Genomic DNA, 9,896 nt, shown 5'->3' with positions numbered 1-9,896 from the left:
ATCACGCAGCACTACGGAAAGCAATGCATCCTGACCCTAGGAACCGCAGCGGCCTCGCGGGCATGCCGGCGGACACGTCAATCCGGTTCTCGGTTCTGGCGACAGTGGCCGAGGCGCTTTGCCACAGTCCTGAACGCAGCTCAGAGGACAATGTGGTTCAACCCTTCCACCAGGCACATAAGCGCCATGGACTGCCCATAACCGGTCGGCTGGATCGGAATGTCGCGATAGAATTGCAGATCATGCCCCATACGCGTGCCGTATGACACCTGCTGCACCACTCCATTGTCGTCGATGTTGCACATCACCGCCTCCAACGCCTTCAGCCCTCCGTCGCGCCAGCGGTTGTCGCCGAGGCCAAGACGATGGCCCTTCAGCAGCGCATAGCCAATAGCCGCCGTGGCCGAAATCTCCTCGTAGGAGGTCTGGTCATCAACCAGCGTGCGCCAGGCGCCGCTCTCGCACTGATAGGTCAGCAGTGTCTCCAGCTGCGAGCGCACGATCCACAGCAGGAAGCGGCGATCCCCCTCACGCAGATCGGCGAGATCCAGAAGATCAAGTACCCCTGCTGAAATCCAGCTGTTGCCGCGGGCCCAGCGGGCGCGGGCGAAGTTGTGGTTGCCGTCAAAGGTCCAGCCGTGGAACCATAGGCCTGTTTCCCGCTCTGCCAGATAATGCGTGTGGATGAGGAATTGGAATACCGCCTCCTGCACCAGATCGTCGCGGCCGGCGGATTGACCATAGCTGGCAAGGAACAGCGCGAGCATGAAAAGCGTGTCGTCCCACAGCTCGCCCTCGTTCACCTTGTCGGACACGTCGTGCTGGAAACCGCCCGATGCGGTGCGCGGCGCGGTGGCCACCAGCCGATCGGCCCAATCCTTCAACGCAGGCTCCCACCTTGGATCCCGCGTTTCCGACCACAACAGCGACAGGGCCAGCATCGGCGCGGTGGTGTTGACGTTCTGCGCCGGCAGGCCGCGGGCGAACTGCTTGTCATACCATGCCTCAAGCGTGGCGCGCGCCTCCTCGTCACCGGTCTGGAGCCAAAGCTGAGCGATCCCGTAAAGCCCCACGCCCTGCGGCCATTCCCAGCTGTCGAAACTGACATAGTCGCCAGCCGTGCCGTCGAGGTTCGGCTCCGAGAACCGCCCCTCGTCGCGCAGGTTGCGCAGGCCGGTCACGATGCGAGAGATCTGCTGCCGGATCTGGTCCGGCAGGGCGGTGGTCTCATGTGTCATCGGGAGTCTCGTTCCTGTGTCTTATTCGGTGGCGAGGATACGGTTCAGCGTGTCGCCGAAGGCCGGATCAGCTCGGTATCCATCCAGAAGCGGCATGACCTTCTCCCGGAACGGCGCCTGGTCGGGGGTGACGATGGTTACGCCCATCTCCTGCGCTTCTGCGGTGGCATCGCTGATGGCGTGATTCCACAGTTCGCGGAACGACTGGGTCGCGTGAACGGCCGCGTCCTTCACGACCACCTTCTGCTCATCTGTCAGCCTTCCCCAAGCGGCATCTGAGATGACGAGGAAGTCCGGAATGCGCAGGTGTTCATCTTGGGAATAGAACTTCGCCACCTCCCCATGCCGACCGATGGTCAGGGCGGTGATGTTGTTCTCGGCACCGTCGATCACGCCCTGCTGCAGTGCAGTATAGATTTCGCCGTAGGCCATGGGCGTCGGTGTGCCGCCCATCATCTCCACCATGCGGATGGAACTGTTGGAGTTCAGGACTCGGATCTTCAATCCTCGCAGATCGTCCGGCATGTTGATCGGTGTCGACTTGGTGTAGAAGGACCGCGCGCCACTGTCGAAGAAGGTCAGGCCGCGAAAGCCGCTGTCGGCAGTCGCCTCATACACTTCGTCCGCGATGGGGCCTTCCATGACCCGATAGAAATGGTCCTCGCCCTTGAAGATATAGGGAAGCGTGAAGGCCTTGAAGATCGGATCGAAATTCTCCAGTTCGCCGGCGCTGACGCGGGTGATGTCCACCGCGCCCTGTTGAAGCTGCTCGAGCACCTCGCGTTCGGATCCCAGAACACCATTCAGGAACAGCCGGATCGAAACTTCTCCATCGGTCTTTTCCTCGACCTCCTCAGCGAATTGCTTCAGGGCCGTGCTGGTCGGATGGTCCTCGGACAGAGCATTGGCCAGACGCAGCCGCGTCTTGGCGTCGGCAGTGCCCGCCACCAAAGCGACGGCAGCCGTAAGAGCTAGAGTCATGTTGCGAAACGTCATGTCAGATCCTCCCGATTGATGTCTCGCCCCCTCCCCGGGGCGCCTGCGCCATTCGCGCGCCAATCACGGAAAATAATGAGGGGCATGCAACGAGATTTCTACCTGAAAGTTTTTTGCAGCTTCAATCTGCTGATGAAATTAATTTTCATGTTGCAGAAGCGGTGTTCACAACCCACCCTTCGGCCTAATGCAGCCACCGGGGGAGCGGTGCTGCGCGATCGACCTCGGAGGAGGAGGCCGGACATGCTCATGCTAAAGACGATCCTGGAGCGCGCGCTTCTGGCAGTGATCTCCTTGCTGCTCACGGGTATGGTGTGCCTGATGCTGTGGCAGGTCTTCACCCGTTACATTCTGGCAACGCCGGCCATCTACACTGAGGAGACCCTGCGCTTCACCATGATCTGGATGGCCCTTCTCGGCACTGCCTATTGCTTCGGGGCGCAGCGGCACCTGTCGCTGGAATTCATGATGCATATGACTTCGGGATGGGTGCAGAAGGGCCTTGCCGTGCTGAATGGCCTGATCTCCATCGCCTTTGCCGCCTATACTATGCTGCTGGGCGGGTGGCAGGCCAGCACACAGGCGATGTCGCAACTTTCCCCCATCATGCAGGTGCCAATCGGCTACGTCTATCTGGCGGTGCCGGTGGCGGCCGTTCTCATCATCGCACTGGTGCTGATGAACATCCTCCTGATCCTGACCGGCAGGATGAGTCCGATCTACGTTCCCGAGGAGACCGGCTGAGATGGACATGCTCATCGACTACATGCTGGATCCGGTCGGTGCGACGATCGTCCTTTTCGTGCTGTTCTTCGGGCTGCTGACGCTCGGCACGCCCATCTCTGTCGCGATAGGAGTGTCGTCCATCCTCGTGGGCCTCGTCTATCTTCCCGCCGACGTGATCAACTTCATCGGCGCGCAGAAGATGTTCTCGGGGATCGACAGCTTCACCCTGCTGGCGATTCCGTTCTTCGTGCTGGCGGGCAACATCATGAACAAGGGCGGCATCGCGATCCGCCTAATCAATCTGGCGAAACTTCTTGGTGCGCGGCTTCCCGGATCTCTGGCCCACACGAACGTCATCGCGAACATGCTGTTCGGGGCCATCTCGGGCTCGTCCATCGCGGCGGCGGCGGCGGTCGGCGGCACCATGGCGCCGCTGCAACGCAAGGAGGGGTATGATCCCCGCTTCTCCACAGCCGTCAACATCGCCTCGGCACCGACGGGCATCCTGATCCCGCCCTCGGGGCCGCTGATCCTGTTCTCGCTGGTCTCGGGCGGCACCTCCGTGTCTGCCCTGTTCATGGGCGGCTACATCCCCGGCATCCTGATGGGGCTGTCGGTGATGCTGGTCGTCGCCGTCATCGCCCACCGTCGCGGCTACAAATCAGAGGCGCGGACAACCCTTTCGCAGAAGGCGCAAACGACGCTGGCCGCCCTGCCCGCGCTTCTGATGATGGTTGTGGTGATCGGTGGCATCGCCATCGGTGCGTTCACCGCGACCGAGGGGGCGGCCGTCGCGGTACTGTATTCTTTCGTGCTGTCGCTGATCTACCGTATGGCAACACCGCGGGAGTACCTTGAGGCGCTCGCCTCGTCAGCCGTGACCAGCTGCTCCATCCTATTTCTGATCGCAGCTTCAGGGGTTATGTCCTATGTCATGACCATCGCTGGCATCCCGGATATCATCGCCGACGCGATCTTGTCCTTCGAGAATCCGCTGATTGTGCTGCTGATCATGAACATCAGCCTTCTGATCATCGGCTTCTTCATGGACCTGACGCCCGCCGTTCTGATCTTCACGCCAATTTTCCTGCCGATCGCAACGGAAGTCGGCATGGACCCGGTGCATCTCGGTATCATGATGATCTTCAACCTCGGCGTCGGATCGCTGACGCCGCCGGTCGGCACCGTTCTCTTCGTCGGCTGCGCCGTATCGGGGCTCAGGATCGAGCAGGTGATCCGCCCGCTGCTGCCCTTCTTCTTTGCCACGGTCGCGGCACTGGCGCTGGTCACCTATGTTCCCGCGCTGACGCTGGCCCTGCCGCGCTGGCTTGGACTGATGTGAAAGGAACATTATGAACGCGTTTTCCCTCAACGGTCGGCGCGCGCTGGTCACCAGCGCCAATACCGGCATCGGCCAAGCGATCGCGGTGGCGCTGGCTCGCGCCGGGGCGGACGTGACCTGTGCAGGGCGCCGCACCTGCGACGACACAGTGGCCCTCATCGGCGGCACAGCTCGCTAGATCACACTGGATTTTGCGGATCCGATGGCTGCCACCGGCACCTTCGACGGCGCGGGCTACGACCTCCTGTTCAACAACGCCAGCATCATCCGGCGCGAGGACTCGGTCGATTTCTCGGAAGCCGACTGGGACGCCGTGATGGACGTGATGGACGTGATGGACGTGAACCTAAGGGCCGTGTTCTTCACCTGCCAAGCCTTCGCGCGCGCAGTCATGGCGCAAGGCGGCAGGGGTAAGATCTTCAACATTGCCTCGCTGCTGTCGTTTCAGGGCGGCATCCGCGTACCCTCCTATACGGCGTCCAAGCATGGCGTCGCGGGGTGACGAAACTTCTGGCCAATAAATGGGCGGCCAAGGGCATCAACGTGAACGCCATCGCGTCGGGCTACATTGCAACCAACAATATCGAAGCGCTGCGCGAGGATCCCGAGCGGTCGAAGGCCATCTTGGACCGCATCCCGCCCGGCCGTTGGGGCCGACCCGAGGACATCGCCGAAACCGCCGTTTATCTGGCGGCTCCGGCCTCGGATTATGTCTCGGGTGCGGTGCTGAACGTTGATGGCGGATGGCTGGCGCGTTAAGGGGCCGGCCCCGCGCTGGCGCGGTGGACGATCTCACAAGCAAGTTCGATGCGCCGGGCAGGAAGACTGACGCGCGCGCGGCGCAGCCGTGCCGTTTCCACCAGTAGGTCCAATGACAGAGCCCCGACCGCTTCCATTGGGATGCGGACCGAGGTGAGCGCGGGGGACATATATTGCCCCTGCGGCAGCCCGTCGATACCCACAACGGAGACATCGCCGGGCACGGACAATCCCGCAGCCTGCACGGCCACGATCGCTCCCGTCGCCAACACGTCACCCGCCGCCACAACGGCGGTGAAGTCCGGCCCGTCCCGCAGGACGGCCTCCATCCGTGTCTGTGCGGCCTCGGCGGTCCAGTCATCCACATCGACCACCAGCGCCGGATCGCAGGCCTCGCCCAAGGCGTCCTGCCAGCCTTCCAGCCTGCGCCGGATGGTCCGGCGGCCGGGGCGGTTCAGGAACAGGATGCGCCGGTGTCCCAGACGCATCAGGTGCCGCGTGGCCAGCATGGCCGCAGACCGGTTGCAGGGTGTCACGGAACTGAGCCACATCTCGGGATCATCCCCGTTCACCAGCACCGTCGGCACTTCCAGCGCCCGCACCAGGTTCAGCGTCGCATCGTCCAGCGTCACCAGCATCAGGCCCACCACATCCTCGGCCATAGCCGCCTCGCGCAGCGCCTCGATCCCCAGCTCCGCACGAAAGATGTGGGTGTCCAGCGTGATGTCCTGGCTTGCTGCCCTCTCCCGCAGGCCTTCCAGAACGTAGGTGGTGAACTGGTTGCGCTGGAAGTCGATCATCGCCTCCTGCGACGCGACAAGCAGCGCCCGCTTGCCCGATACGTTTCCGGGCAGGGCATAGTTCATCTCGATCGCCGTGGCGCGGATGCGGTTGGCCAGATTGTCGCGCACATAGCCGTTCCCGCTCAGCGCGCGCGATACGGTGGCGGTGGAAATCCCCAAGCGGTTCGCGATGTCGCTGATCCGTGTGCGCCCGCTGCCCGTCATGGTACCATCCCGCTCATGCTGCAATTTATTTACATATTGCACGAATTTTTTCTGAATGGAAGATCGTGACCGAGGGGAGAGGAGGCTGCGGCCAGGATTCCGCATCGGGGGATGCGGGTTCCACTCCTTCCGCATGTGTGAGAGGAGACCACAGATGGCCATGCTGCAACGCTACGGTGCCGGCCCGGAACAGATCGACGCGATGAACACGGATGCCCTGCGCGACGCGTTTATGGTAGAAGGCATGTTCATTCCCGGAACGATCGCCTTCGCCTACACGCATTTTGACCGGATGATCGTGGGCGGCGCGGTTCCGACCGAGGCTCCGCTGTCCTTCGGCGACGGCGCAGATGTCGGCACGCCCCTCTTCTTTGACGCGCGGGAAATGGGCATTGCGAATCTGGGCGGCGCCGGCTGGATCGAGGTGGACGGCACGCGTCATGCTCTCGCCAACCGCGATGTCCTCTATGTCGGGCGCGGCACCCGATCGGTCACCCTCGGCAGCGACATTGCCCGCGCCCCGGCCCGCTTCTACATGAACTCCGTCCCGGCGGGCGCGGATGTCCCCACCCGGCTGATCACCAAAACCGAATCCAAGGTTCTAACGCTGGGCGATGCCGCAAAATGCAACGTCCGCAACCTTGCCATGTATATCCACCCAGAGGTCGCGCCCTCCTGCCTGCTGCTGATGGGGATCACCGATCCGGCCCATGGCTCCGTCTGGAACACGATGCCGCCGCACCTGCACGAACGGCGGATGGAGGCTTACTGCTATTTCGACCTGTCGGCCGAGGATCGGGTCGTGCACCTGATGGGCCGCCCCGACAACACCCGCCACCTGATCGTGGGCAACAGCGATGTCGTCCTGTCGCCCGCATGGTCCATCCATATGGGTGCGGGCACTGGACCCTATGCTTTCGTCTGGGGCATGACCGGTGAAAACCAGGCTTATGGTGACGTAAATCCTGTCGCGATCGCGGAGCTTCGCTGATGCTGACCACCGGCGCCCCTATCCCCTACTGGCAAGTCACCCGTCTGGATGAGGCGGAATACGACGCTCCCGAACAGCCCATGGAAGGAAAGATGGATTCCACCTTCTTCCTGACCAAGGACAAGAACTTCATCCCCCACACCTACCCCTGCCGCACCGCCTATATCGCGGAACGGCGCGGGATCGCGCTGGAACCGGCGGAAGCGCCCGACTGGACGGCGGCGCGCAACCTGCTGCCCGCAGGCTCGCCCTTCCTCGACCTGTCGGGCTTCTGGTTCCGCGCCACCAAGATCCGGGGTTGGGCCCGCACCGCAATCGAGTCCAGGGCCGCCGGCACCGCGCGCCTGCGCATCGGCATCTGCGGCGCGGCCCGCGTTCTGGTCAACGGCGAGGAGGCGGCATGGCTGTCGCCCGCCAAGCGCAACGTGCTGGAGGAGGTGGAGTTTGACGCTGCCCTGCGCGAGGGGCACAACGAAATCGCGGTGCAGTTCGAGGATCTGTGCGAACGCGACGCGGTGATCCGCGTGGCCCTGACATGGCTGAGCGGCCCGGAGGCTGAAGCCGGCAACACCTTCCCCGCGCCCGCCGAAGTGGTGCAAAGTGTCAAGGCTGCCACCGACGCCATGCATCTTGATCGCAAGATGTATGACGGGCAGGATATCTGGCTGGTGCTGCCCATCCCCTTCCCGCATAACGTCACCGGCCATATCCGCGTTTCGGGCCACTTCATGTCGCACGATCATGATGGTCTGGAGCTGACCGTTCCCGCTGGTGCGGATCGGGTGCGGCTTTGTGCCTCGGGCGACCTCCCGGCCGATTATCGGTACTTCGACATGCGCTTCCTGTGCGGCGGGTTCGCCACAGAAGCCCGTCTTGGTGCAGAGGTGACATGGCGCAGCGCCACCGGCGCCGCCCCCGACGCGTCGGCCGAGCGCATCGAAGAGGCGCTGCTCTGGATCGCGCGCCACGCCGAAACGGACACGGAAACCGCGCTGGCCTGTGCCGCCGTGGGCGACGGTCCCGCGCTGAAGCGGGCCGAGGACATCATCACCACCGCCCTGCCCGGCATCGAGCGGTGCTTCGACTGCGCGGACTTTGCCCTTGTCCCGCTGCTCTGGACGCGCATCCGCTATGTTGACCGACTGAACCCGCAACTGGTGGACCGCATCGATGCGGCCATCCTCGACTTCCGCTACTGGATGGACGAGCCGGGCAATGACGTGCAGTGGTATTTCTCCGAGAACCACGCGCTGCTGTTCCACACCTCCGCCTATCTGGCCGGGCGGCTGATGGAAGGACACACCTTCCGCCGCTCGGGGCGAGACGGGGCGGCGCAAAGCCGCGTGGGCTATGAACGCCTCGTTGAGTGGTTCGACCACTTCGAGGCGGCCGAAATGGCGGAGTTCAACTCCGCCACCTATTTCCCGATCGACCTGAAGGGCATGACTGCGCTGTTTGCGCTGGCTCATGACCCTAACATCCGCGACCGCGCGGGCCGCGCCATTGCGCGCCTTGTGACGATGGTAGCACATTCCGCCCATCACGGCGTCATCACGGGGGCGCAAGGGCGCAGCTACGAACACTCTCTGTGTGTGGCCGATACGCTGGAGCTGACGGGACTCGCACGCCTCCTGTGGGGCAAGGGGCAGTTCGGGGCACATGTGAATTGCCTTGCGCAGATGGCACTAGCACTGCGCGATCACGGTCTGGCACTGCCCGATCTGGCCGTGATCGCAAATTGGGACCGCACGGATGCCGCGCAGGAGTGGGCGTTCTGGCAGGGCGAGAACGCCTTCTGCCGCCTGTATCACTACAAAACCTCCGAAACTGCCATGGGCAGCGCCGCGCTCTATCGCTGGAACGACTGGGGCTATCAGGAAACGCTGATCCAAGCGCGGATCGGCCGCGAACCCGCCGCATCCCTGTTCATCAACCTCCCGGGAGAAATCGTGCAGTCCGGCTTTGGGCGTCCGTCCTTCTGGGGCGGGTCGGCCAGCGTGCCGCGCGTGCAGCAGTATCGCGACCTTGCCATCGTCATCTTCGACGGCGAAGCGCCGCAGCCCGATTTCACCCACGCGTGGTTCCCGACCCCCGTGTTCGACGAGTGGGCCGTTAGCGGGCATCGTGCTGCGGCGCGTTCGGGGAGCGGAGCGATGGCAGTCTCGACCTCGGGTCCATTGCACCTGATGGAGACGGGCGGCTCGGCAGGACACGAGTTGCGGCTGGCTGGCCGTCAAGGCATCTGGGCAATCCGCTTGGGCCATTCCGAGGATTTGCGATCCTTCGAGCGCCGCCATACGCTGGAAGTGTCTGAAGCAACAGATGGGACCTTCCGCATCACGGATGCCGATTACGGGATGGTGGAGTTTCGCCGCGATGGCAGGGTCTTGGCCGAAGGCCGCCTGCTGGACCCGATGAACTGGACGCTCGAGGGGGAACGGGTCGACATCCCGCTGTGAACCGTGCGGGGGCTTCGGTCGCCATCCGGGGCGAAGACTGTGACAGGGCAAGGGACAGATGACGCATAAGATATGCTAAGCTATTGGTTGGAAATGCATCGCGACTGACCTTAGGGTCAGGATGCATTGCTTTCCGTAGTGCTGCGTGATTCACGGCTTCGAAAACGGAGCGGTGACAGGATCTTTTCTGGCTGAACGACGCACAGATGGCACGTCTGGAGCCCTTCTTTCCGAAGCCGCACGGCGAACCCCGGGTTGATGACAAGCGTGTGCTGAGCGGGATTATCTTCATCAACCGCAACGGGTTGCGCTGGCGAGACGCCCCGAAAGCCTATGGGCCGCACAAGACGCTCTACAGCCGTTGGAAGCGATGGAGCG

At 63.2% G+C, this 9,896-nt stretch carries 8 protein-coding genes and 1 pseudogene; 6 read left to right on the top strand and 3 right to left on the bottom strand.

Translation table 11 applies throughout. From position 1 onward, the window contains the following. Positions 1-140 precede the first annotated feature (140 nt). Both bglB and JX25_RS14235 read right to left on the bottom strand, forming a co-directional pair. On the bottom strand, positions 141-1,238 hold the full coding sequence (gene bglB, locus JX25_RS14240) for a beta-galactosidase BglB (protein ID WP_128255763.1): 1,098 nt from the start codon (positions 1,236-1,238) through the stop codon (positions 141-143). A 21-nt stretch (positions 1,239-1,259) separates the two neighbouring features. Continuing rightward, the gene (locus JX25_RS14235) at positions 1,260-2,234 is read right to left on the bottom strand and encodes a TRAP transporter substrate-binding protein (protein ID WP_128255762.1); all 975 of its coding nucleotides are present in this window, start codon (positions 2,232-2,234) and stop codon (positions 1,260-1,262) included. A gap of 249 nt (positions 2,235-2,483) precedes the next feature. On the opposite strand from JX25_RS14235, the gene JX25_RS14230 reads away from it, so the two are divergent. From JX25_RS14230 to kduD, 3 genes and pseudogenes are all read left to right on the top strand, one after another. Beyond that, positions 2,484-2,978 carry a TRAP transporter small permease gene (locus tag JX25_RS14230; RefSeq protein ID WP_164876170.1) on the top strand — a complete coding sequence of 165 codons (495 nt, stop codon included), beginning with the start codon at positions 2,484-2,486 and terminating at the stop codon, positions 2,976-2,978. A gap of 1 nt (position 2,979) precedes the next feature. Then, complete coding sequence (locus JX25_RS14225) at positions 2,980-4,302, top strand: TRAP transporter large permease (protein ID WP_241557992.1); 1,323 nt, start codon at positions 2,980-2,982, stop codon at positions 4,300-4,302. A 10-nt stretch (positions 4,303-4,312) separates the two neighbouring features. Next, positions 4,313-5,061 (top strand): annotated as a pseudogene (kduD, locus tag JX25_RS14220) (2-dehydro-3-deoxy-D-gluconate 5-dehydrogenase KduD). Here the strand turns inward: kduD and JX25_RS14215 are convergent. Next, positions 5,058-6,068, bottom strand: coding sequence for a LacI family DNA-binding transcriptional regulator (locus JX25_RS14215; protein ID WP_128255760.1), 1,011 nt, complete (start codon positions 6,066-6,068; stop codon positions 5,058-5,060). The pseudogene kduD and the gene JX25_RS14215 overlap by 4 nt on opposite strands. A 154-nt stretch (positions 6,069-6,222) precedes the next feature. On the opposite strand from JX25_RS14215, the gene kduI reads away from it, so the two are divergent. The 3 genes from kduI to JX25_RS15180 all read left to right on the top strand — a co-directional run. Continuing rightward, positions 6,223-7,059 carry a 5-dehydro-4-deoxy-D-glucuronate isomerase gene (gene kduI / locus JX25_RS14210; RefSeq protein ID WP_164876169.1) on the top strand — a complete coding sequence of 279 codons (837 nt, stop codon included), beginning with the start codon at positions 6,223-6,225 and terminating at the stop codon, positions 7,057-7,059. After that, a complete protein-coding gene (locus JX25_RS14205) occupies positions 7,059-9,518 on the top strand; it encodes a hypothetical protein (protein ID WP_128255759.1) in 2,460 nt (819 codons plus the stop codon). The genes kduI and JX25_RS14205 overlap by 1 nt, the downstream gene beginning before the upstream one ends. 206 nt (positions 9,519-9,724) lie before the next feature. Further along, a partial coding sequence (locus tag JX25_RS15180; protein WP_241557997.1) for a transposase occupies positions 9,725-9,896 on the top strand: 172 nt, incomplete at its 3' end.

The organism is Falsirhodobacter deserti (genome assembly GCF_004015795.1).
Taxonomy (GTDB): Bacteria; Pseudomonadota; Alphaproteobacteria; order Rhodobacterales; family Rhodobacteraceae; genus Falsirhodobacter; species Falsirhodobacter deserti.
This window is presented reverse-complemented; position numbering and strand designations above follow the sequence as displayed.

Coding starts and splice junctions, on each gene's coding strand:
- bglB (WP_128255763.1), bottom strand. CDS start 1,238: ATGACACATGAGACCACCGCCCTGCCGGACCAGATCCGGCAGCAGATC.
- JX25_RS14235 (WP_128255762.1), bottom strand. CDS start 2,234: ATGACGTTTCGCAACATGACTCTAGCTCTTACGGCTGCCGTCGCTTTG.
- JX25_RS14230 (WP_164876170.1), top strand. CDS start 2,484: ATGCTAAAGACGATCCTGGAGCGCGCGCTTCTGGCAGTGATCTCCTTG.
- JX25_RS14225 (WP_241557992.1), top strand. CDS start 2,980: ATGGACATGCTCATCGACTACATGCTGGATCCGGTCGGTGCGACGATC.
- JX25_RS14215 (WP_128255760.1), bottom strand. CDS start 6,068: ATGACGGGCAGCGGGCGCACACGGATCAGCGACATCGCGAACCGCTTG.
- kduI (WP_164876169.1), top strand. CDS start 6,223: ATGGCCATGCTGCAACGCTACGGTGCCGGCCCGGAACAGATCGACGCG.
- JX25_RS14205 (WP_128255759.1), top strand. CDS start 7,059: ATGCTGACCACCGGCGCCCCTATCCCCTACTGGCAAGTCACCCGTCTG.